The following is a 23150-nucleotide window of genomic DNA, read 5'->3' as shown; positions in this document are numbered from 1 at the left end:
GAGTGTTCCCAAGGTCAATAGAAGCTCACTCCCCTTTTGATACCTGCTTAGCCGCCCGGAGTGCTCCATGCCTGATTACCGTTCGAAAACATCCACCCATGGCCGCAACATGGCCGGCGCCCGCGCACTGTGGCGCGCCACGGGGATGAAAGATGACGACTTCAAAAAGCCGATCATCGCCATTGCCAACTCGTTCACCCAATTCGTGCCAGGCCACGTCCACCTCAAGGACCTCGGCCAACTGGTCGCCCGCGAGATCGAGCGTGCTGGCGGCGTCGCCAAGGAATTCAATACCATCGCGGTCGATGACGGCATCGCCATGGGCCATGACGGCATGCTGTATTCGCTGCCGAGCCGCGAGATCATCGCCGACTCCGTCGAGTACATGGTCAACGCCCACTGCGCCGACGCCATCGTGTGCATCTCCAACTGCGACAAGATCACCCCTGGCATGCTGATGGCCGCCCTGCGCCTGAACATCCCGGTGATCTTCGTCTCCGGCGGCCCGATGGAAGCCGGCAAAACCAAACTCGCCAGCCACGGCCTCGACCTGGTCGACGCCATGGTTATCGCCGCCGACTCCAGCGCCTCTGACGAGAAAGTCGCCGAGTACGAGCGCAGCGCCTGCCCGACCTGTGGTTCGTGCTCCGGCATGTTCACCGCCAACTCGATGAACTGCCTGACCGAAGCCCTCGGCCTGGCACTGCCGGGTAACGGTTCGACACTGGCCACCCACAGCGACCGTGAACAACTGTTCCTGCAAGCCGGCCGCACCATCGTCGAACTGTGCAAACGCTACTACGGCGAGAACGATGAGTCGGTGTTGCCACGCAACATCGCCAACTTCAAGGCGTTCGAAAACGCCATGACGCTGGACATCGCCATGGGCGGTTCGACCAACACCATCCTGCACTTGCTGGCCGCCGCCCAGGAAGCCGAGATCGATTTCGACCTGCGCGACATCGACCGTCTTTCCCGCCACGTTCCGCAACTGTGCAAAGTCGCGCCAAACATCCAGAAGTACCACATGGAAGACGTGCACCGCGCCGGCGGGATCTTCAGCATCCTCGGTTCCCTTGCCCGTGGCGGCTTGCTGCACACCGACCTGCCGACCGTGCACAGCAAGACCATGCGCGACGCTATCGCCAAGTGGGACATTACCCAAACCACTGACGAAGCGGTGCACCACTTCTTCAAGGCCGGGCCTGCGGGTATCCCGACCCAGACCGCGTTCAGCCAGTCGACCCGTTGGGAAACCCTCGACGACGACCGTGAAAACGGCTGCATCCGCAGTGTCGAACACGCCTATTCGCAAGAAGGCGGCCTGGCCGTGCTTTACGGCAACATCGCCCTCGACGGTTGCGTGGTGAAAACCGCTGGCGTCGACGAGTCGATCCACGTCTTCGAAGGCAACGCGAAGATCTTCGAAAGCCAGGACAGCGCCGTGCGCGGCATCCTCGCCGATGAAGTGAAAGAAGGCGATATCGTCATCATTCGCTACGAAGGTCCGAAAGGCGGCCCGGGCATGCAGGAAATGCTCTACCCGACGTCCTACCTGAAATCCAAGGGCCTGGGCAAAGCCTGCGCCTTGCTCACCGACGGCCGCTTCTCCGGCGGCACCTCGGGCCTGTCCATCGGTCACGCGTCCCCAGAAGCCGCTGCCGGCGGTGCAATTGGCCTGGTACGGGACGGCGACAAGGTACTGATCGACATTCCGAACCGCTCGATCAACCTGTTGGTCAGCGACGAAGAGTTGGCTGCGCGCCGCGTGGAGCAAGACAAGAAAGGCTGGAAACCGGTTGAAGTGCGTCCACGTAAGGTGACCACCGCACTGAAAGCCTACGCCTTGCTGGCGACCAGCGCCGACAAGGGCGCTGTACGTAACAAAGCGATGCTCGACGGGCTGTAATGCTTAACCGTTGAACACAAAAATGCCCCGCCAAGTGCGGGGCATTTTTTTGCGTTTCAGAAGCCTCTGTGGGCGCCTAAAGCTGTGCAGCCTCAGCAAGGCTCACGGCATGCGCTCGCCCAACTGCTCCCGCAGGAAGCGATACAGTCCCTCGGCGCTCTTGCGATAACCATCCGCGGTCAGGTGCACCAGATCATTGCGGGCCAGCTCATTGGCCTGCCACCGGCTGATAGAGCAATCACCGCCCATGAAGGCCTGCCAGTCCCAGAACAGCACGCGATTGCGCTGCGCCACGGCTTTCTGGATCTGGATAAGCTGTCGCAAGGGCTGCGGCTGCGCGGAAGCGCAGGCACTCGCGCCACGGTGTTTGATGGAGTCCGGCGCACCGACCAGCAGAATCACGGCCTTGGGCAAGGTTTTACGCAACAGGGTGATTTTGTCCTGCAACTGGCTCCGGTATTTATCCAGATCCAGGTCGTCGTCAAAGGCCTCGTTGGTGCCGTAGGCCAGGATAACCATGTCCGGGCGCAACGCCTTGAGTGTGTCCGGCCAATCGGCCTGCCACTTGTCCAGCACGTCCAGCCGGGCACCGTTGATGCCCAGCGCCGAATAAATCACCCCGGAGCTCTTCTGCCCGAGGATATTCCAGCCACCCAGGGCCAGTCCCTCGGTATGGGTGACACTCATTTCCACTGGCAGCGTCACGTTGTTGAACGGCGGGCTGAAGCGCCACTGCCCGCCCGTGGCCGCAAGCATGCGAGTGGCCTGAGTGAGATTGGTCTGGGCCTTGAGGCTGCTGTTGGCAGACGCCTGATAGAGCGCTGAAATCCGGTACTGCTGGAGACTGCCTTCGCGCTCGGCGATCTGCACCTTGGCCCCCGGGGTCATCGGTAACGACAAGTAACCGCCCAGTGGGAACTGAGTACTTTGTTGATTACGCGCCGAGACCAGCGACCACTGACGATTGGCGGCGGTGAGGATGACCCGTTCATAGCGCGTGCCCGGCACAGGCGTTGCGGCGACAAACCCTATCCCGCCATCACCGTACTGGGCCTGCAACAACCGCCGCACCTCACCACTGAACAGATCGGCCGCTGTGTGGGAGTCGCCCAACTGCACAATGCTGATCGGCGTGCGATCCGCCGTATTGAACTTGCGCGCCAGTGCCGCCAGGTTCGGATCGCCGCCCCCCACCGGCACGACGTTCTTCGAGGTGTAGCCAGTTTTTTTCGGCGCAGACGCCGGTGTGGCCTGGACCTCGGTCGTGGGGCTGCAACTGCTCAGCAGAGTAATGCTCAACAACAGCGCAATGCCGTGCAGTCGCCGCATATCAGTGCTCCGTCAATTGTTGGCTGGGAAAGTTGATCAGCGACAACACGCGTTCGGCGATCAGCCTTTGCCCGGTCGGTGTGAAATGGATACCGTCATCGACCCGGGTCTTGACCTTCCGACTACCGTCGACCGTCAGGTAATAGGAGAACTCATCGGTTTGATAGCCCAGAATCTCGTTGGCCGACACAAAGTGCTGATGGTAGGCCGCAAGCTGGCTTTTGTAGAGCCCGTTCAGGTAGGCCATGGCCGTCGACAGCTTGGCCTTCTCCATGTTTGGCGGGCCGACCCAGATCACCTGTACCTGGTGTGCGCGGGCAGAGTCGAGAATGGAGTCGATACGCTGACGATAGGCCACTTCCCATTCGGGGGTCTTGAAGCGCAAGAACGGTTTGTGCTTGCCGTCGGGCATGTCCCAGGGATCGTTGGGGCCGAGGAACATCACCATCAGGCGAATCTTCGGGTGGCCCTGCAAGGTGCTTTCGACGGTCTTCGGCCAGTTGAAAAAGCTCGGGTAGGCCAGCCCGGTACTCTGCCGGCTCAGGTTGATGCTCTTGACCTTGTAACGCTTGAGCAGGGTGTTCGCCATATGCGGGGCGACTCCTTGCATCAGCGAGTCACCGACAAAAAGCACCTCGTCACCGAGCGCCAGCGTCGCCATCAGCGGAGTGACCGGCGCGCCGTCAATGGGCGGCGCAGGCTTCACCGCAGGATCAGTCACGACCTGGGGCGGAACTTCTACCGATTTCGCTGCCTGTTCGAGTGTCGGCAATGGCGCGAGCGTCTCGCCAAGCGGTTCCTCTTCATTTACTGCTGCTTGAGCCTGATCGATCAGTTTGACGTCATCCAGGCCCTCAAGCCGGGCGATGAAACCTGACCGCACATCCGCCAGCGTCTGGTTCAACTGAGCTCCGAAACGCCACTGCGGATTCTGCGCCAGGCCGGGAATCTCGCAGCCATCGTGATACTTCTGCTGACAGTACAGACGAATCGAGTCCTGGTTGAACCAAAACAGCAGCGCGCTGATGACGAGGATCGCATACAGCACTTTGAGTGCGCCGCTCAGGTTCGTGGACAGTGGCGATGCGTTAGAAACTGGCATAGATAAACCCCGGTACGCCCGATGGAGAAGCAAAGATAACCACGCAAATGAACAGCCCCAACGGCACTGGATACAGCAGCCATGGCAATCGCACAGTGGCGTCGAACAACCGACGCGTCAGCGCCACAATCTGTGGATAGATCGCCACGAACAGCAGGCAGCCCAACAATGAAAGACCATTACTGACCAGCCCCGCCCGCGACATCCCGCCCAGACCGCCGAGCATCTCGATGGCATCCCCAAGGGATGCACAACGGAAGAAGATCCAGGCAAAAGCCACATAGTGGAAGGTCAACAACCGCGCCAGCAGATCGGCCCCCAGCCAGGTCGGACGCTCCGGCAGCCAGTGACTGAAGAGTTTGTACAGCGCCAGTCCCACGCCATGCAGTGCACCCCAGATGATGAAATTCACACTTGCGCCGTGCCACAGCCCGGAAATCAGCATGGCCAGCAGCATGTTCAGATTGCCGCGCCAGACCCCACGGCGATTGCCACCGAGCGGGATGTACACGTAGTCACGGATAAACGTCGACAGACTGATGTGCCAGCGCCCCCAGAATTCCTTGAGGTTACGTGCGGTGTACGGGAAGTTGAAGTTCAGCGGCAAACGGAAACCCAGCAACAAGGCAATGCCCGTCACCAGGTCGGTGTAGCCGCTGAAGTTGAAGTAAATCAGGAACGAATAACCGTAAACGCTGCGCAAGATCTGCTCGGCCGAAAAGCTGACGGACGACTCGAACACCGGGTCGACCCATTCGTTGGCCAGCCAGGAGCTGAGGAAGAACAGCTTGACCACCGCCAGCGCAATCAGCCCCAACGCCCGCTGCGGTTCCAGCACCTGCCGGGCTTGCGTTGGGCGAATCTGCGGCAGCATGTCGGTGGCCCGGTTCACGGGACCGGCGATCAGGCTCGGGAAAAACGCCAGGTACAACGCCAGGTCAAAAGGTGAACCTGGTTTTAGCTCGCCACGGTTGATCGACACCAGGTAGCTGACCGAGTGAAAGGTGTAAAACGACAGTCCGACCGGCAGCAACACTTCCAGCAGCGGCAGCGAGACTTCAAGCCCTAGCTGAGCGAAGGCGCTTTGCACCGTACTGGTAAAGAAGTCCTGGTACTTGAACAGGTAAAAGCAGCCGAGCACCAGTAACAACATCAACCCGTTGACGAATGAGCGCCCCGGAAAACGTTCACTCAGCAACCCGAGCAGGTACACCAGTGCGGTGTAGCCCAGCAGGATGTAGAGGAAGTCCAGACTGAAACTGGCGAGGATCGCGTAACTGGCGGCCAGCAACAGTACGTTCTGTAGACGCGTACTCCAGCACACAGACCAGTAGACGAGGAAAAAAAGGATGAAACACAAACCGAATTCAATCGAGAGATAGCTCACAACGTAGTCCATTACGTACAGCAGAAATCCAAGCCCGGCACTGAAAACAGGCCGGGGCGCAAACGGCCGCGAGTATGGCAGAACGCCTTTAGCCGTCACAAGTTGAAACACTATTACGAATGAACAAAACCCGGTTTTACTGAATATCCTCCGGTCAGCCTCGCCGGTTTCGCCACAGCGCCATCGGCTTATTCCAAAAACCACAGTAACCATGCGTTTTAGATATTAATTCATTAGATATCAAGCTGTTAGGCTTCCCGGTTCGCAATCGCCCCGGAACGCGATTGGCACAAGTCTTTTTGGAGCCTCAATGAATCTGCCGCTGATCCTCAATCTGCTGGTGTTCCTCGCCTTGCTGTTCGGCCTGGCACAAACCCGTCACACCACCTGGAGCCTGGCGAAAAAAGTCCTGGTCGCTCTGGTGTTGGGCGTGGTGTTCGGTGTTGCCCTGCATACGGTTTACGGCGCCGGCAACCCGGTGCTGAAGGCCTCGATCGGCTGGTTCGATCTGGTCGGTAACGGTTATGTGCAGTTGCTGCAAATGATCGTAATCCCGCTGGTATTCGCCTCGATCCTCAGCGCCGTCGCCCGTCTGCACAATGCGTCGTCGCTGGGCAAGATCAGCTTCCTGACCATCGGCACCCTGCTGTTCACCACCGCCATTGCGGCGCTGATCGGCATCGGCCTGACCAACCTGTTCGGCCTGACGGCTGAAGGCCTGGTCGCCGGCACCCAGGAAATGGCTCGCCTGCAAACCATCCAGACCGACTACGCGGGCAAGGTCGCCGACCTGAATGTCCCGCAGTTGCTGTTGTCGTTCATCCCGCAGAACCCGTTTGCCGATCTGGCCCGGGCCAAACCGACCTCGATCATCAGCGTGGTGATCTTCGCTGCATTCCTTGGGGTCGCGGCGCTGCAACTGCTCAAGGATGACGTCGAAAAAGGTCAGAAAGTGCTCAACGCCATCGACACCCTGCAAGCCTGGGTGATGCGTCTGGTGCGTCTGGTGATGAAACTGACCCCGTACGGCGTACTGGCGCTGATGACCAAAGTGGTCGCCGGTTCCAACCTGCAAGACATCATCAAGCTCGGCAGTTTCGTCGTGGTGTCGTACATCGGCCTAGGCCTGATGTTCGTGGTTCACGGTCTGCTGGTGTCGCTGGCCGGGATCAACCCGTTGCGCTTCTTCCGCAAAGTCTGGCCGGTGCTGACCTTCGCTTTCACCAGCCGCTCCAGCGCCGCGAGCATTCCGCTGAGCATCGAAGCGCAAACCCGCCGTCTGGGTATTCCACAATCGATCGCCAGCTTCGCCGCCTCGTTCGGCGCGACTATTGGTCAGAACGGTTGTGCCGGTCTTTACCCTGCGATGTTGGCGGTCATGGTGGCGCCGACGGTGGGCATCAACCCGCTGGACCCGTTGTGGATCGCGACACTGGTAGCGATTGTGACCTTGAGTTCGGCAGGGGTTGCCGGTGTCGGCGGCGGCGCAACCTTCGCTGCGCTGATCGTGCTGCCGGCCATGGGTTTGCCGGTGTCACTGGTGGCGCTGCTGATCTCGGTTGAACCGCTGATCGACATGGGCCGCACGGCATTGAACGTCAGTGGTTCGATGACTGCCGGTGCGATTACCAGCCAGATCATGCAGCAGACCGACAAAGAACTGCTGGATGCGGATGAGCATGAGGAACTGGCCCAGGCTTAAACCACCTACCGCCTGATAGATCGCTATCGCAGGCAAGCCTTGCTCCTACGGGACCGATGTCGATCACCTGATGTGATTCGCCACAACCCTGTAGGAGCTAGGCTTGCTCCGGGCGGCGTTCCGACGATGCTTTTAGGTTCGCTCCCAAACCTCGAAGCTGTACGCCGGCTTATCACCTTCCGCCGGATTCGGGACATTCGACACCAGTGTCCACTGTTCCAGATCAAACTCCGGAAACCATGCATCGCCCTCGGGGCTCAGCGCCACGCGAGTCAGGTATAGCCGATCGGCCTGTGCCAGGCCTTGCGCATACAACTGCGCGCCGCCAATCAGCATCAGCTCATCGACGCCCTGCTCCAGCGCCCATTCCTGCGCCCGAATCACCGCGGCTTCCAGCGATGGATAGACCTCCGCGCCTTCAAGTTGCAGGTCGGTCTGACGGCTGACCACGATGTTCAGCCGGCCCGGCAGCGGGCGACCGAGCGAATCCCAGGTCTTGCGCCCCATGATGATCGGCTTGCCCAGCGTAGTGGCCTTGAAGTATTTGAAATCCCCCGGCAAGTGCCAGGGCATGCTGTTGTCGACGCCGATCACACGGTTTTCACCGAGGGCTGCGATCAGGCTGAGAGGGAGAGTTTTTTTCATGTCGGCGAGGATACCAGAGCCTCGCTTACCCCGATAAGCGCCACAGCGGTTATGCTCAGCGTTCATTTGAGCGACGGGATGCCGCGTGACTGAACTGACCACACTGCAAACACTTTGGCTGACCGAAACCATCCGCCTGCGCGAGGAACATGCAGGCCCACTGGAAGATCAGGAAGCCAACCGTCTGGCCCGAAGCGCGGGCGGCGACCTGCCGACCCGCATCGAGGCCCGCGCCCTGTGGCTGGCCGAACGCGATGGCTTGACCGGCGCGCTGCGCCATTGGCTGCAAGGGGCGCGACTGGCGCTGATCATTCTGGCCGTATTGGCGATCGTCAGCGGTGCCGGGTTGGCATTTGCCGCGTTGAACGACGGCCAGACACCGGTCAACGTGTTCTGGGCCCTCGGCAGTCTGCTCGGGTTGAACCTGATTCTGCTGCTGAGCTGGGCTTGCGGCCTGATATTCGCTGGCGATTACAGCGCCACGCTCGGACGCTTATGGTTGTGGCTCAGCGAAAAACTCGCCCGCGACGCCAAAGCCGCACAACTGGCGCCAGCCCTGCTGCTATTGCTGCAACGGCAGAAGCTCAATCGCTGGGCGCTTGGCGTGCTGGTCAACGGTTTGTGGCTGCTGGCAATGCTCAGCGCTCTGGCGATTCTGCTGACGCTGATGGCCACCCGGCGCTACGGTTTCGTCTGGGAAACCACGATTCTCAGCGGCGACACGTTCGTGGTCATGACCCAGGCGCTTGGCGCTCTTCCGGCACTGCTTGGCTTCAACGTGCCGACCGTGGAGATGATTCGCGCCAGCGGCGACACCGCATTGAACATCGAAAGCGCCCGGCAAGCCTGGGCCGCATGGCTGGTGGGCGTGTTGCTGGTGTACGGCGTATTGCCACGCCTGCTGCTCGCGCTGTTCTGCCTGTGGCGCTGGACAACCGGGCGTGCAGCGTTGCATCTGGACCTGAACCTGCCCGGCTACGCGCCGTTGCGTGAACAACTGATGCCGAGCAGCGAACGCCTCGGCGTCAACGATCTCGCGCCTGAGCGCCTGCATCAGGTCGAAGTCGGCGCCAGCGCGCTGGACAGCGACGGCGCGTTGCTGGTGGCCATCGAACTCGACGACCAGCGCCCATGGCCGCCGCAACTGCCGAAGAACGTCAAGAACGCAGGCATCCTCGACAGCCGCGAATCCCGACAAAAGTTGCTGGAGCAACTGACCCGCTTCCCGCCGGAACGCCTGGCCATTGCCTGCGACCCTCGGCGCTCGCCGGATCGCGGCAGCCTGGCGCTGATCGCCGAACTCGCCCGCAGCGCCAGCGCGACCCGGATCTGGCTGCTGCAAGCGCCGCCCGGCCAGGCACTCGACGCTGAACGCCTCGGCGACTGGCACACCGCGCTGCAACAGTTGGCATTGCCGTTCGCTGACTGCGCGCCGATGAACTGGCTGGAGTCGGGTCATGACTGATTCAAAAAAGACGCCGCTGAAGCTCGCCGTGGTCGGCCACACCAACGTCGGTAAAACCTCATTGCTGCGCACCCTGACCCGCGACGTCGGTTTCGGCGAAGTCTCCCATCGCCCGAGCACCACCCGGCATGTCGAGGGCGCTCGGTTGTCAGTGGACGGCGAGGCCTTGCTTGAGCTTTACGACACGCCGGGGCTGGAAGACGCCATCGCCTTGCTCGATTATCTGGAGCGGCTGGAACGCCCCGGTGAACGCCTCGACGGCCCGGCGCGGCTGGCGCGTTTCCTCGACGGCAGCGAGGCGCGCCAGCGCTTCGAACAGGAAGCCAAAGTACTGCGGCAACTGCTGGCGTCCGACGCCGGCCTCTATGTGATCGACGCCCGCGAGCCGGTGTTGGCCAAGTACCGCGATGAACTCGAAGTGCTGGCCAGTTGCGGAAAACCGCTGCTGCCAGTGCTGAATTTCGTCAGCAGCGCCAACCACCGCGAGCCGGATTGGCGCGAAGCCCTGGCTCGTTTGGGCCTGCATGCGCTGGTGCGTTTCGACAGCGTGGCGCCGCCCGAAGATGGCGAGCGCCGGCTCTATGAAAGCCTCGCGCTGCTGATGGAAAGCGCACGCGCTCAGCTTGAGCGATTGATCATCGACCAACAGGCGCAACGCGCAGCCCGCCAGCAAAGCGCGGCACGCTTGATCGCCGAACTGCTGATCGATTGCGCCGCCTGCCGACGCAGTGTGGTCAGCGATGCCGCACAGGAACAGCAGGCCATCGGCGAACTGCGCAAAGCCGTTCGCCAGCGTGAACAACGTTGCGTCGACGCGCTGCTCAAGCTCTACGCCTTCCGCCCACAGGACGCCGCCACCAACGACTTGCCGCTGCTGGACGGCCGCTGGGGCGATGATTTGTTCAACCCTGAAACCCTCAAGCAACTGGGCGTACGCGTCGGCGGCGGGATCGCCGCTGGCGCGGCGGCCGGTGCCGGCGTGGATTTGCTGGTAGGCGGCCTGACCCTCGGCGCCGCAGCACTGGCCGGGGCGATCGCCGGGGGCGCCCTGCAAACGGCGCGCGGCTACGGCAGCCGCTTGCTGGGCAAAATCAAAGGCCAGCGCGAGCTGACCGTTGACGACAGCGTGCTGCGTTTGTTGGCGTTGCGTCAGCGGCAACTGGTGCAGGCCATGAACCTGCGCGGACACGCGGCGATGGACAGCATCCAGGTCGCCACACCGCAGGACAAGAGCTGGCGCGAAGGCAAACTGCCGGAGGCACTGACCAAGGCGCGCGCGCATCCGCAGTGGTCTTCGCTCAATCCTCATGCACGGTTGAGCCAGGCGGAACGCCAGGAGCAGGTAGAGGTGTTGGCGGGCAAAGTGCTGGAATGATCTATTTCCAGCCAAACTTCAAAAACTCCTTGGCCAATAACCTGACAAGCCCTCGATCCTTTCTGTCTGCCCGCCCGTCATTGTTCACGTCCGAACTCAAGATCAACTCCAGAATCCCGTCGTTATCAAGGTCACGTGCAACGGCTTTGTAGACTGTTATCACCCCTTCGCGGAAGTACATCCACACCGCCTCAGGCGTGCCGTCACCCGTGCGGTTGTCAGCGAGGATGTGCAGATAGCGCTCAGTTTCATCCGTCTTGTGCCAGCCGAGCTTTAAAAAAGCCTGGGCAAACTTGCGAAGAGCTGGAAGATCAGTCCCAGCGTCACGGATTGTCTCTTCCCGATACAGCACCGCATCCGCATAAAACTGAAAATGAACGGTGTCCACCGCTCCCCTTTCGCTACTGTCCCAAGCAATCACGTTCACATAACGCATCCATGCGCTTCCTTCTCAAACGACCAACCTAAATCCTTGCATCAAGGCGGTCCATGCCTCGTTTCGCTATTGGTCGTGAGATAGCTCAGCACACGTCGAGCGCCACAATGCTGGTGCTGCGCAATAACCTGTAGGCTTTCGCCTTCAAGACCTCAAGATCAATCACCGGCACCCACAGCTCTTTCGCCTGCTCATCCCACTGGCGCATCCGCAGGCTGATCGCACACAACGGATCGCGCTCAAACGCCTGTGCCTCTTCAGCCGTCATTACCCCGCCCTGATAGTCCAGTGTGCGCCGACTGGCCTCGCTCAAGCGTTCGTAATAGCCCGGCTCTTTGAACGTCAGGTAACGCTTGGCCTGAACGTGGTATTCCACCAGCCGCGCCATACGTTCGCCAAAGCCCAGTCGGCGCAAGTAATCGGCGCCGAGGCGTTCATGGCTGACCACGCCAAAGCCGCCCATGCTCTGAGCGTTCTCGGCACACAGATGCCCGATGTCGTGGAAGAACGCGGCCAGCACCACTTCATCGTCGAAACCTTCGGCCATGGCCAGTTCGGCGGCCTGGGACATGTGCTCGATCTGCGACACTGGCTCGCCGATGTAGTCGCTGTCACCGAAGCGCTCGTACCAGCCGAATACTTCAGCGATCACCTGTTCGTTGCGGCCCATCAGTGTTCTCCCAACAAGGTCCTGATATTGCGCTCAGCCATCGCCGGCCCGATGCTCATGCCGACGCCCGTATGCATCAGCGCGGCATGCACGCCCGGTGCGGCCTGCAGGAATGAAAATGGCTGCGCGCCACGAGCGCCATAGACACCCTGCCACCGCTCGACCACCTGCACCTTGCAGCCCAGTGTTTGCTCGGCCAGTTCGATCAGCCAGTTATCGACCTGTTCAGAATTGAACGGTGAAGGGTCGCTGCCGTAATGGTGAGAATCACCGATGATCAGTTCGCCGTACGGCGTCGGACTGATCAACAAGTGAATACCGTGTTCGTGCAAGTGCGGCGCCTCACGCAGAATCTGCGCCTGCACTGGCGCAGCTTCCGGCAAATCGGCGAAGGCGCCGTAATGCACACAGCTCAAACCGGTAAGCAGCGCATGTTGCAGATTGAGGTTTATTTGCGGCCGCGCGCGGAGCATTTGCAGACGGCAGATCTGCGGCTTGAGCGCAGCGATCGGCTCGGCCAGCAGGGTCTGATAATCGTGGCCGGAGCAGACGATGATCTGCTCTCCCGTGAAGCTGCCGGCGGTGCTGTGCACACGACCGGGTTCGATGTCGCGCACCAGGGTGGAAAAGTGAAACTCCACGCCGAGGTCGCGGCGTAGGTAGTCGATCAACGCTGGAATCGCTTCGCGCGAATACAGTTGCTGGTCATCCAGACCGTGCAATGCCGCACGATGATGACGGAACTGGCCGTCGTACACATCGCCCAATGCGGCGCCGCGCAGCAGCTCGACGCGGTAATCGTGTTCGATGGCGCGGCCGGCACAGAAGGCTTCCAACAGTTGCTCCTCAGCTTCGCTGCGAGCAAACAGATACGAGCCGTTGCGCTTGAGCTGCAAGCCTGCCCGTTGCGCCCATTGGCCCCAGATTTCACGGCTGGCCTTGGCCAGTTCGAGCATCTGCCCCGGCGGCTGGCCGGTGACCAGCGCCTGGCCAAAGTTGCGTACCGAGGCGCCCAAAGGCGTGGCGCTGCGCTCGAAGACCTTGACCTTGAGCCCGCGCCTGGCCGCGGCATAGGCGTGGGAAAGGCCGAGAATCCCGGCGCCGATGATCAGCATGTCGCTGTGGTGAGTCATGGATTTTTCCTGAATTCGAAATCGCTATCGCGGGCAAGCCTTGCTCCTACGGATTGATGTCATTCACGGGATGATTGATCGACACAAACTCGTAGGAGCAAGGCTTGCCCGCGATGAGGCCCTCAGATCAAACGGATGAATTACTTGGCAACCACCTTCTCGGATTTGCCGTCATAGCGCTTGCGCCACTCGCTGAGGATTTCGTCGCGGTTTTTCGAGGCCCAGGCGAAGTCGTTCTTGATCAGGCGTTGCTCATAGTCGGCCGGCAGTTCGGTCTGCGGCTTGGCGATGCCAAGCTGGGCGAGGACTGCGAAGTTTTCTTTGTACAGTTCCATCGCCGCGGGGCTTGCGGAGAAGTCCGCGAGTTTCTTCGCCGCGTCTTCGTGCGGTGTGCCTTTGATCACGGCGGTGGCTTCGATTTCCCAGCCCAGGCCTTCTTTCGGCAGGACGATGTCCAGCGGCGCGCCCTGGCGCTTCAACTGCACGGCCGGGTATTCAAAGGAGATACCAATCGGGAACTCGCCGGCAGCCGCCAGCTTGCACGGCTTGGAGCCGGAGTGAACGTACTGGCCGATGTTCTGGTGCAGTGCGTCCATGTACTGCCAGCCCTGCTGCTCGCCGAAGGTTTGCAGCCAGGCGCTGACGTCGAGGAAACCGGTGCCGGACGACGCCGGGTTCGGCATGACGATCTTGCCCTTGTATTCAGGCTTGGTCAGGTCCTGCCAGCTCACCGGCTTGCTCAGGCCCTGTTTCTCGGCTTCGACGGTGTTGAAGCAAATGGTTGCAGCCCACACGTCCATGCCGACCCAGGCTGGCGGGTTGGCAGCGTCGCGGTAGTTGCTGCCGATCTTGCCGAGGTCCTTCGGTGCGTAGCTTTGCAGCATGCCTTGCTGATCGAGAATCGCCAGGCTGGACGCCGCCAGGCCCCAGACCACGTCAGCCTGCGGGCGGGCTTTTTCGGCCAGCAGTTTGGCGGTGATGATCCCGGTGGAATCGCGCACCCACTTGATCTCGACGTCAGGATTAGCCTTTTCGAATGCTTCTTTGTAGGTCTTCAGTTGTTCGGCTTCGAGGGCGGTGTAGACCGTCAACTCGGTTTTCGCCGCGAAGGCGTTCAGGCTGAAAGCGGTGAGGACAGCAGCGGCCAGGGCCATAGGCTTGAACATGTCTTTTTCCTTTTGTTTACCGGCAGTTGAGTTCAGGTTTGCGGGATTGCAAATCAGTTGCCGGGCGCGCTTTGCCGCCAGGCCTGGGAGCGGCGCAGCAAGCCGCGCGACGCCCAGGCCAGGAGCAGGGAAACGCCCGCCGAGGTGAACAGAATCAGGGTCGACATGGCCGCTGCGCCGCCGACGTTGCCGGCGTCGTCCATGTTCAGCACCGCCACCGCCGCGAGGATGGTGTCGGGGCTATAGAGGAAAATCGCTGCCGACACCGTGGTCATCGCCGAGACGAACAGGTAGCGCACGATGTCCAGCAGCGCCGGCAGGCAGATCGGCACGGTGACGCGCAGGTAATGGCGGTACAGCGGCGCCTTGAGCGACAGCGCAGCGGCTTCGAACTCGGCGTCGAGCTGGCGCAATGCGGTGGTGGCGGTCATTTGTGCGGTGGTCAGATAGTGCGCAATGGTGCACACCACCAGCAGGGTCATGGTCCCGTAGAACACATGCAGCGGGTTGTCGGTGAGGTTGAAGAAAAATACGTAGCCCAGGCCCAGCACCAAACCCGGCACCGCCATCGGCACGAAGCTGAGCATCCGCAGCGCCAGGTTCAAGCCGCGCTGGCCACGGGTTTTCTCCATCAGATAGGCACCGGTGAAAATCAAACCGCTGCCGATCAACGCTGTGCAAAAGGCCATTTTCACGCTGTTGCCGTAAGCCAGCCAGCCGCCACCGGCGGTGTCGCCGAACTGATAGTGATTGAGCGACAGCGACAGGTTGTACGGCCAGAACTTCACCAGCGACGAGTACACCGCCATGCCGAACACCAGCAGCAGCGCGGCGCAGATCAGCAACACGATGATCAGGTAGCAACCATCACGCAGCCGCGACGGCGCCGGTTGAAAGACTTGTGCCCGACCGCTCATGGCGTCGCCGTGACGACGGCGCAACCACGCATCGACGCCAAAGCTGAACAGCGCCGGCAGCAGCAGAACCATGCCGATCAGCGCACCGCGACCGAATTGCTGCTGGCCAACCACCGCTTTGTAGGCTTCCAGCGCCAGTACTTGGTAGTCGCCACCGACCACCACCGGCACGCCGAAATCGGTGATGGTCAGGGTGAACACCAGGCAGAACGCGGCGAACACCGCTTGCCGGGTCGCCGGCCAGGTGATGCTGCGAAACGCCTTGGCCGGACTGGCGCCCATGCTCGACGCGGCGTCGAACAAACGCGCATCCGCCAAGGACAACGCCGAGAGCAGAATCATCAAGGCGTGGGGAAAGGTGTAAATCACTTCGCCGAGGACAATGCCCCAGAAGCCGTAAATGTTGTCCGGCAGCAGCCCGCGCAACAGGCCCTGATTGCCGAACAGGTACACGAGCGCAATACCGGGCAGCATCGACGGTGCCATCAATGGCAACAGCGACATGCCGCGCCAGATCGCCTTGCCGGGAATCAGTGTGCGTTGCAGCGCGTAGGCAAACAGGTAGGCCAGCGGCACGACAATGGCCGCCACGCTGAGGGAGACTTTCAAGCTGTTGCCCAGCAACCAGTGGAAGTTGGCGCTGGTCAGTAGTTCGCGGGCGGCAACCAGACCACCGCCCTGCCCCGCGTCGTTGCTGAAGCCGCGCCAGAAGATCGCCAGCAGCGGCATCAACACCGCGATGCTGAGCAGGCACAGCAGCAAGACCTTGCCACCCACCACGAACAGCCGGTCACCGATTTCAGCCCGGGAAGCCTGTCGAACCGGCTTGTGCGGTATCGGCAGGGCGATCGGCGTGCTCATCAGGCAAATACCTGCAAGCTGCGCGGCGGCAAGGCGACCATGATGTCCTGCGCGCCGAGGCGTGGCATGGCTTCAGGCGCCAGTTCGGCGAGCAGCGCATGGCCCGGCAGTTGGTTCAACTCGAAACTCATCCGGCAGCGATTGCCGAGAAAGGTGATCTCGCGGACCTTGGCTGGGAACAGGTTTTCTTCATGCACCGGCGGGTTGATGCTAATAGCCTCCGGGCGGCAGAACAGTCGGCCCGACGCAGCTTTGCCGGAGTTGTCGGCCAGGCGCACATTCATCCCGCCGACCTGCGCGTGACTGTCACTGCTGCGCTGGAACGGCAGCCAGTTGCCCTGCCCGACGAACTCGGCAACAAACGGCGTGGCCGGGCGGTTGTAGATTTCCTGCGGCGTGGCGTACTGCTCGACCTTGCCGTTGTTCATCACGGCGATGCGGTCGGCCATCAGCATGGCCTCGTCCTGGTTGTGGGTGACCATCAAGGTGGTGATACCGAGGTTGCGCTGCAATTGGCGCAACTCGGTGCACAGGTGCTCGCGAACCCGGGCGTCGAGGGCCGACATCGGTTCGTCCAGCAGCAACAGCGACGGTGCCGGCGCCAGGGCCCGGGCCAGCGCCACGCGTTGTTGCTGACCGCCGGACAATTGGCCTGGGTACTTCTTTTCACTGCCGATCAGACCCACCAGTTCGAGCATTTGCGCGACACGCTTGCGCACTTCCTCGCGGCCGCTGCCGGCCAGGCCGTAGGCAATGTTGGCTTCGACGGTGAGGTTGGGGAACAGCGCGTAGGACTGAAACAGGATGCCGTAGTCCCGAGCCTGCGGTGCCAGTAGGGAAACGTTCCGATCACCCAGGTACAACTCGCCGCGATCCTGGCGTTCGAGGCCGGCGATGCAACGCAGCAAGGTGGTCTTACCGCAACCGGAAGGCCCGAGCAGGCACACCAGTTCACCCGCGGCGACATCCAGCGAAACGTTATCCAGCGCGGTGAACGCGCCGAAGCGTTTCTCGATACCGCGCACCTTCATCGGCGCACCGGGAAAAACCTGGGCAGTTGCGTTCGGATGGTTCATGGGCGGACCTCATCAAGCAGATGAAGGCCATCCTAGGTGGGTAATGCGTCCGTCCTGTGGCAGCGAGGCAAAAACGGCCGATAGTGGTATTCGGGGATTTGGGTTGTTCGAGACTTCAGGATCTACCGACGGGAACATTGTGGCGAGGGAGCTTGCTCCCGCTGGACCGCGCAGCGGTCCCAAAATCAGAGCAGAGCACTGTCAGGTAAAACGCATTCTCCGGGTTTACGACTGCTGCGCAGCCGAGCGGGAGCAAGCTCCCTCGCCACAGGGTGGGAACGATCATTACGCCGGGGCCATTTCCTGCGCCAGGCCGAGAAACGCCGCCGGCAGGCGTGCGCCTTTGCGTTCTTTGAGGCAGTACAGGTATTCGGGGATCTGCGGCGCGTTTTCGATCGTCAGCACCCGCAATTGCGGGTCATGGGGCACTTCCTGGCGGGCGATGATGCTGATGCCGATATTGCGCAGCACCGCTTCACGAATCGACTCACGGCTACCGATCTCCAGCAACGGACCGAAACTCACCCCAGCGGTTGCCAGCAACGCTTCAGTCAGACGCCGGGTGGTCGAGCCGCTTTCACGCATCAACAGGGTGTGTCCGACCAAGGCGCTCAGCGGCACATGATCATGCACCGCCAGCGGATGGTTACGGTGCACCGCCAACACCAGTGGATCGCTGCCCAGCACGCGGCGGATCAATCGCGAGTCTTCGAGCAATTGCGATGATGCGGCGATGTCGACCCGGTATTCCTCAAGGGACTCGAGCACCTGTTGGGAGTTGCCGATTTCCACCGAGACTTCCACTTGCGGCAGGCGCTCGCGGAAGGTCTTCACCAGATCGAGAATGTAATACGGCGCAGTGGCGGCGATGCGCAGCACGCCTTGAACCTGGCCACTGTTGCGCAGGAAAAACTCGATATCGGCTTCCTGCTGCAACAGCGTTTTGACCATCGGTAGCAACCGTGCGCCATCCTCGCTGACCGTCAGCCGACGACCACCGCGATAGAACAATTCAACCGAGTACTGGCTTTCCAGATGACGAATCTGAGTGGTCACCGTGGGTTGGCTCAGGCCGAGCTTTTTCGCCGCGAGGGTAATGCTGCCCAATCGCGCGACCATGTAAAAAGCCTTCAGCTCGGCACTCAGCACTTAACCCTCGTCTTGATTATTTGCGCAACAGGCGCAGACCGTTGAACACCACCAGCAGGGCCACGCCCATGTCGGCGAACACCGCCATCCACATGGTGGCGAGACCCACGAAGGTTACCCCAAGAAAGATCGCCTTGATGATCAACGCCAGGGCGATATTTTGCGTGAGGATATTTGAAGTCTGCCGCGACAACCGGATAAACGCCGGAATCTTGCGCAGATCATCATCCATCAGGGCAACATCAGCGGTCTCGATCGCGGTATCAGTGCCGGCTGCGGCCATCGCAAAACCGATCTGCGCGCGAGCCAGTGCCGGCGCATCGTTGATGCCGTCGCCGACCATCCCGACCCGATGCCCCTTAGCGTACAAGCCTTCGATAGCCTTGAGCTTGTCGGTCGGCAGCAGGTCACCTCGCGCCTCATCAATACCCACCTGGGCGGCAATTGCCCGAGCGGTGTGCGGGTTGTCTCCGGTCAGCATCAAGGTCTTGATGCCCAGTTCATGCAACTGCCGGATCGCTTCGCGGCTGGAGGCCTTGACCGTATCGGCCACCGCGAACAACGCCAACGGACCCGACCGGTCGAGCAACAGCACCACGGTCTTGCCCTGTTCTTCGAGGGCAAACAGTTTCTCTTCCAGCGCTGGCGAGCACAGGCCCAGCTCTTCCACCAGGCGGTGATTGCCCAAGTGGTAAACCTGACCATCAATCTCACCGCGCACGCCACGGCCGGTCAGCGCTTCAAAGTTATCCACAGCGAGCAACGTCAGCTGTTTATCCACAGCCGCGTTGGCGATGGCCAGCGATACCGGGTGATCGGAACGCCCGGCGAGGCTGGCGGCCAGAATCTGTGCAGTGTTTTCGACGGTCGGGTCCAGGGACAGATAATCGGTCTGCACCGGTTTGCCATGGGTGATTGTGCCGGTCTTGTCCAGCGCCAGGTAATCCAGTTCGTGACCACCCTCCAGGTACACGCCGCCCTTGATCAGGATGCCTTTGCGCGCCGCCGCCGCCAGACCGCTGACGATGGTCACCGGGGTGGAAATCACCAGTGCGCAAGGGCACGCAACCACCAGCAGCACCAGCGCGCGGTAGATCCAGTCGAACCAGGCCGCGCCCATGAACAGCGGCGGGATGAGCGCCACGGCCAAGGCGAGGATGAACACCACCGGCGTATAGATTTTCGAGAAGCGGTCGACGAACCGCTGGGTCGGCGCCCGTGCGCCCTGGGCGGCTTCTACGGCATGAATGATCCGCGCCAAAGTCGAGTTATTGGCCGCAGCGGTCACTTTGAACTCCAGCGAACCGGACTGATTGATGGTCCCGGCGAAGACTTTGTCGCCGACGGTTTTCTCGACAGGCAGGCTTTCACCAGTGATCGGCGCCTGATCGATGGTCGAGCTGCCAGACACTACTTCGCCATCCAGGCCAATCCGCTCGCCGGGACGAACCCGCACCCGTGCACCGAGATCGATACTTTTGGCTTCACGTTCGACCCAGCTGCCATCTTCTTGCTGCACGGTGACCTTTTCCGGGGTCATCTGCATCAGCCCGCTGATTGCATTGCGCGCGCGGTCCAGGGATTTGGCTTCGATCAGCTCGGCCACGGTGAACAGGAACATCACCATCGCCGCTTCCGGCCACTGGCCGATCAACACTGCACCGGTCACCGCGATGCTCATCAGCGCGTTGATGTTCAGGTTGAGGTTCTTCAGGGCAATCCAGCCCTTCTTGTAGGTGCCCAAACCGCCGCTGAGGATCGAGACCAGCGCAACGATCGCCACCACCCAGGTCGGCGCGGCGCTGGTGAAGTGAATCACCTCGGCCGCCAAGGCACCGACACCTGATACTGCCAACGGCCACCAGGGCTTTTTCACTGGCGCCGGACTGGCTTGAGCATCCGCACCCTGCTCAATGGGTTCGGCCAACATGCCAATCGACTTGATGGCGTCGATGATCGGTGCAGTCGTCGGCAGGTCATGGGTGACGCCGAGTACGCGGTTGATCAGGTTGAATTCCAGTTGCTGCACACCCGCCAGCTTGCCGAGCTTGTTCTGGATCAGCGTCTGTTCGGTCGGGCAGTCCATGGCGTCGATGCGAAAACGGCTCAGGCGCGCGCCGTCGGTCGGCGTTTCACTGAGCTTGATCAATGAAGGCGCTGCGGCGCTGGAACAGCAAGAGCCGCCGCCACTTGCGTGATCGTGTTTCTGAACCGGCTGAAGCTTTTGCCCGTGGCTGTGATCGTGATCGTGATCGTGATCGTGATCAGCGTGGGGTTTGTGGGTGTGCTGGGAATCGCTCATAAGGTCGCGTCCGAAAAGGTGCCTGTTGCCAAGTGAACACCCTGTAGCCACTATAGGGTCAAGCAGCCAATCGGAGATGATTGAAATGAAGATCGGTGAACTGGCGAAACTGACCGACTGCCAAGTCGAAACCATCCGTTATTACGAGCGCGAAGGCCTGTTGCCGGAACCGGCCCGCAGCGAAGGCAATTACCGCGTGTACACCCAGGCCCACACCGAGCGCCTGACATTTATCCGTAACTGCCGCACCCTCGACATGACCCTCGAAGAAATCCGCAGCCTGCTCAGCCTGCGCGACAGCCCGCAGGATCAATGCGAAAGCGTCAATGCGCTGATCGACGAGCACATCCACCACGTCAAGGCGCGGATCGACGGCTTGCTGGCCTTGCAGACACAGCTGCTGGAACTGCGCCAAAGCTGCAGCGAACGGCCGGATATCGAGCAATGCGGGATTTTGCAGCAGCTGGAAGTCAGCGGTGGCGTGGCGGCGAGCGAAGCCGAACATTCCCATGTCGGCCGAAGCCACGGGCATTAAGCCGCCCGGCGTAGCAGCAGCAAAAGCATGGCTAACGCGGCCAGCACCGCTCCGGTGATGAACGTGCTTTGTGCGCCAACGGTTTGCCACAGCCAGCCGGCGAGAACACTGGCAATCAACAGGCAAACGCCGCTGAGCAAATTGAAAATGCCGAAGGCCGTGCCCTTCAGTTCGTCGGGGGCCGTATCAGCTACCAGTGTGGCGAGGATGCCTTGGCTGAATCCCATGTGCAGTCCCCACAGGGCTACGCCCAGCATCATTGTCAGGGGCGAATGGCTTTGTGCGAGCACCAGGTCCGCCAACACCAGCAGCCCCATCCCTAGGCACAGCAATTTCGTGCGGCTGATGCGATCGGACAGCCAGCCGGCCGGGTACGCGGACAGCGCATAGAACACCGACATAACCACCATCACCAGCGGCACCCAGGTGGCTGACAAACCGGCCTGCTGCGCCCGCAACACCAGAAATGCTTCGCTGAAACGCGCCAGCGTAAACACCCCGCCCACAATGACCACCCACCAGTACCCGGACGAGAAGTCGTGAAGGACTCGCCAATGAATGGGCGATCGAAAGGTGTGCTTGCCAACAGCGTGCTCAGGCTCTTTTACACCGGCGACAATCAGCGCCACTGCGATGACCGCCGGGATCACGGCGAACCAGAGCACCAGCTGGATATCGGCGAGCCAGAGCATCAGCGCAATGGCCAGCGCAGGGCCGACAAAGGCGCCGACAGTGTCCATCGACTGGCGTAAACCGAAACACGCACCGCGAATTTCCGGAGGCGCTACATCCGCCACCAAGGCATCGCGCGGCGAGCCGCGAATGCCTTTGCCGATACGATCGAGAAAGCGCGCGGTGAACACCACATCCACCGAGTGAGCCAGCGGGAACAGCGGTTTGGACAACGCGGCCATACCGTATCCCACTAACAGCAAGCCTTTGCGTCGACCGATAAAGTCGCTGATCGCACCCGAGAAGACTTTGACGACCATCGCCGTCGCCTCGGCAATGCCCTCGATCACCCCGACGGTCAGTGCGCTCGCGCCCAAGGTCGTGACCAGAAACACCGGCAGCAGGCTGTGCACCAGTTCGGACGAAACATCCATGAACAGGCTGACAAAGCCCAAGGCCCAAATGGTTCGCGGGATACGCAGAGACTCCAATCTGACCTGATTCACGTGTTCATCCTGTCGTGCTCCAAGGCCCTATCGAAGGCGATGACCGGACCCCATCAGTGCATAGTGCGCCGAGCGAGTGCCGGAAATATTCGTTGGTACAGACGCTCAACTACGTCGAGCAGACGCTCGCCCTGCTGTCTCCAGTCCAGTACTTGCTTGACCAGCCAGGCGCTGATCAGCGAAACCAGGAACGAGCCGGCAATATCGAATGGAAAGTGCACGCCCAGGTAGACACGCGACCAGCCAACCAACGCCCCCAGCAACAATACCAGCAGGCCCAGATTGCGCAACGAGGCCAGTATCAACCCAAAGGCTAGCGCAAACATCACCGTGGCGTGGTCGCTGGGAAAAGATGATTCAGCGGCATGCGCCAGGAAATTTTGCCCCAACCCCAGCATAAAGGGACGTGGGTGGAACCAAAGGCTGCTGATCAGCAGATTGCAGCCCAGCGCGAAGACGATACTCAGCGTCGCAGTGAGCGCTACCGCCCGCTGCCGGCGTGCGCCTTGCAACCACAACCCGGCCAGCAAAAGCGGTACACAGAGGATCAGCCACTGTGCCAGAAACATCGCCAAAGACCGCATGGGCGCCGAGGCATCCGCGCTGGCGTTGATCGCCAGGAACAGGCTGCGATTGAGTTCTTCCACAAAGAGACGCCATTCAGTTCATCAGAAAACCCCGCACCGCGATCACACGCTGAGCGGTCCCCATCTTACTAATTGCAATCACCCGGACAGTCGGAGTACCCCGCCATCCGGGCTTCAGGCGTTTGACACCTGTTGTGCCACAAGTTCTGCTGCCACACGGCATGTC

At 61.1% G+C, this 23150-nt stretch carries 19 protein-coding genes; 5 read left to right on the top strand and 14 right to left on the bottom strand.

From position 1 onward, the window contains the following. Nucleotides 1-67 precede the first annotated feature (67 nt). Nucleotides 68-1909, top strand: a complete 1842-nt coding sequence (ilvD, locus tag AC1RJ3_RS06535; protein ID WP_347928251.1) for a dihydroxy-acid dehydratase — start codon at nt 68-70, stop codon at nt 1907-1909. 102 nt (nt 1910-2011) lie between these two features. On the opposite strand, the gene AC1RJ3_RS06530 is transcribed toward ilvD, so the two are convergent. Genes AC1RJ3_RS06530 through AC1RJ3_RS06520 form a run of 3 tightly spaced genes read right to left on the bottom strand, consistent with a single transcriptional unit; the run spans nt 2012 to nt 5727 of the window. Then, nucleotides 2012-3238: an SGNH/GDSL hydrolase family protein gene (locus tag AC1RJ3_RS06530; RefSeq protein WP_493078050.1), complete on the bottom strand. Its 1227-nt coding sequence runs from the start codon at nt 3236-3238 to the stop codon at nt 2012-2014. Nucleotide 3239: 1 nt separating this feature from the next. Beyond that, entirely contained in the window at nt 3240-4340 is a 1101-nt protein-coding gene (locus AC1RJ3_RS06525; protein WP_493078048.1) for an SGNH/GDSL hydrolase family protein, read from the bottom strand. Continuing rightward, complete coding sequence (locus AC1RJ3_RS06520) at nt 4327-5727, bottom strand: MBOAT family O-acyltransferase (RefSeq protein ID WP_493078046.1); 1401 nt, start codon at nt 5725-5727, stop codon at nt 4327-4329. Before AC1RJ3_RS06520 ends, AC1RJ3_RS06525 begins: the two co-directional genes overlap by 14 nt. A gap of 310 nt (nt 5728-6037) precedes the next feature. Here AC1RJ3_RS06520 and AC1RJ3_RS06515 point away from each other — a divergent pair, with 310 nt between their 5' ends. Continuing rightward, complete coding sequence (locus tag AC1RJ3_RS06515; protein ID WP_054594495.1) at nt 6038-7429, top strand: L-cystine transporter; 1392 nt, start codon at nt 6038-6040, stop codon at nt 7427-7429. A gap of 132 nt (nt 7430-7561) precedes the next feature. On the opposite strand, the gene AC1RJ3_RS06510 is transcribed toward AC1RJ3_RS06515, so the two are convergent. Next, nucleotides 7562-8074, bottom strand: coding sequence for a dihydrofolate reductase (locus AC1RJ3_RS06510; protein WP_347928254.1), 513 nt, complete (start codon nt 8072-8074; stop codon nt 7562-7564). 85 nt (nt 8075-8159) lie between these two features. Here AC1RJ3_RS06510 and AC1RJ3_RS06505 point away from each other — a divergent pair, with 85 nt between their 5' ends. After that, nucleotides 8160-9539 carry a DUF2868 domain-containing protein gene (locus tag AC1RJ3_RS06505; protein ID WP_493078043.1) on the top strand — a complete coding sequence of 460 codons (1380 nt, stop codon included), beginning with the start codon at nt 8160-8162 and terminating at the stop codon, nt 9537-9539. Continuing rightward, the gene (locus AC1RJ3_RS06500) at nt 9532-10914 is read left to right on the top strand and encodes a GTPase/DUF3482 domain-containing protein (protein ID WP_493078041.1); all 1383 of its coding nucleotides are present in this window, start codon (nt 9532-9534) and stop codon (nt 10912-10914) included. Before AC1RJ3_RS06505 ends, AC1RJ3_RS06500 begins: the two co-directional genes overlap by 8 nt. A gap of 1 nt (nt 10915) precedes the next feature. Here the strand turns inward: AC1RJ3_RS06500 and AC1RJ3_RS06495 are convergent, their stop codons facing one another. The 8 genes from AC1RJ3_RS06495 to AC1RJ3_RS06460 all read right to left on the bottom strand — a co-directional run bounded on the left by AC1RJ3_RS06495 (nt 10916) and on the right by AC1RJ3_RS06460 (nt 20624). Further along, on the bottom strand, nt 10916-11350 hold the full coding sequence (locus AC1RJ3_RS06495) for a hypothetical protein (RefSeq protein ID WP_493078039.1): 435 nt from the start codon (nt 11348-11350) through the stop codon (nt 10916-10918). 85 nt (nt 11351-11435) lie between these two features. Continuing rightward, complete coding sequence (locus tag AC1RJ3_RS06490; RefSeq protein WP_493078037.1) at nt 11436-12020, bottom strand: phosphonate degradation HD-domain oxygenase; 585 nt, start codon at nt 12018-12020, stop codon at nt 11436-11438. Further along, complete coding sequence (locus tag AC1RJ3_RS06485; protein ID WP_493078035.1) at nt 12020-13153, bottom strand: TIGR03364 family FAD-dependent oxidoreductase; 1134 nt, start codon at nt 13151-13153, stop codon at nt 12020-12022. The genes AC1RJ3_RS06490 and AC1RJ3_RS06485 overlap by 1 nt, the downstream gene beginning before the upstream one ends. 140 nt (nt 13154-13293) lie before the next feature. Beyond that, nucleotides 13294-14319 carry a putative 2-aminoethylphosphonate ABC transporter substrate-binding protein gene (locus AC1RJ3_RS06480; RefSeq protein WP_493078033.1) on the bottom strand — a complete coding sequence of 342 codons (1026 nt, stop codon included), beginning with the start codon at nt 14317-14319 and terminating at the stop codon, nt 13294-13296. Between the two features lie 53 nt (nt 14320-14372). Further along, nucleotides 14373-16097 carry a putative 2-aminoethylphosphonate ABC transporter permease subunit gene (locus tag AC1RJ3_RS06475; RefSeq protein ID WP_493078031.1) on the bottom strand — a complete coding sequence of 575 codons (1725 nt, stop codon included), beginning with the start codon at nt 16095-16097 and terminating at the stop codon, nt 14373-14375. After that, complete coding sequence (locus AC1RJ3_RS06470) at nt 16097-17173, bottom strand: putative 2-aminoethylphosphonate ABC transporter ATP-binding protein (protein WP_493078029.1); 1077 nt, start codon at nt 17171-17173, stop codon at nt 16097-16099. The genes AC1RJ3_RS06475 and AC1RJ3_RS06470 overlap by 1 nt, the downstream gene beginning before the upstream one ends. 285 nt (nt 17174-17458) lie before the next feature. Continuing rightward, entirely contained in the window at nt 17459-18322 is an 864-nt protein-coding gene (locus AC1RJ3_RS06465; RefSeq protein ID WP_054594505.1) for a LysR family transcriptional regulator, read from the bottom strand. 16 nt (nt 18323-18338) lie between these two features. Next, nucleotides 18339-20624, bottom strand: a complete 2286-nt coding sequence (locus AC1RJ3_RS06460; RefSeq protein ID WP_493078027.1) for a heavy metal translocating P-type ATPase — start codon at nt 20622-20624, stop codon at nt 18339-18341. Between the two features lie 85 nt (nt 20625-20709). On the opposite strand from AC1RJ3_RS06460, the gene cadR reads away from it, so the two are divergent. Beyond that, entirely contained in the window at nt 20710-21159 is a 450-nt protein-coding gene (gene cadR / locus AC1RJ3_RS06455) for a Cd(II)/Pb(II)-responsive transcriptional regulator (protein ID WP_054594507.1), read from the top strand. Here the strand turns inward: cadR and AC1RJ3_RS06450 are convergent. Continuing rightward, nucleotides 21156-22337: an MFS transporter gene (locus AC1RJ3_RS06450; protein WP_493078026.1), complete on the bottom strand. Its 1182-nt coding sequence runs from the start codon at nt 22335-22337 to the stop codon at nt 21156-21158. The genes cadR and AC1RJ3_RS06450 overlap by 4 nt on opposite strands. Nucleotides 22338-22390: 53 nt before the next feature. Next, a complete protein-coding gene (locus AC1RJ3_RS06445) occupies nt 22391-22984 on the bottom strand; it encodes an undecaprenyl-diphosphatase (RefSeq protein WP_493078025.1) in 594 nt (197 codons plus the stop codon). Nucleotides 22985-23150: the final 166 nt, after the last annotated feature.

This window comes from Pseudomonas sp. GW822-FHT04C11 (genome assembly GCF_058800905.1).
Note: the sequence above shows the minus strand (reverse complement) of the source record. Positions and strands in the feature narration are given on the sequence as shown.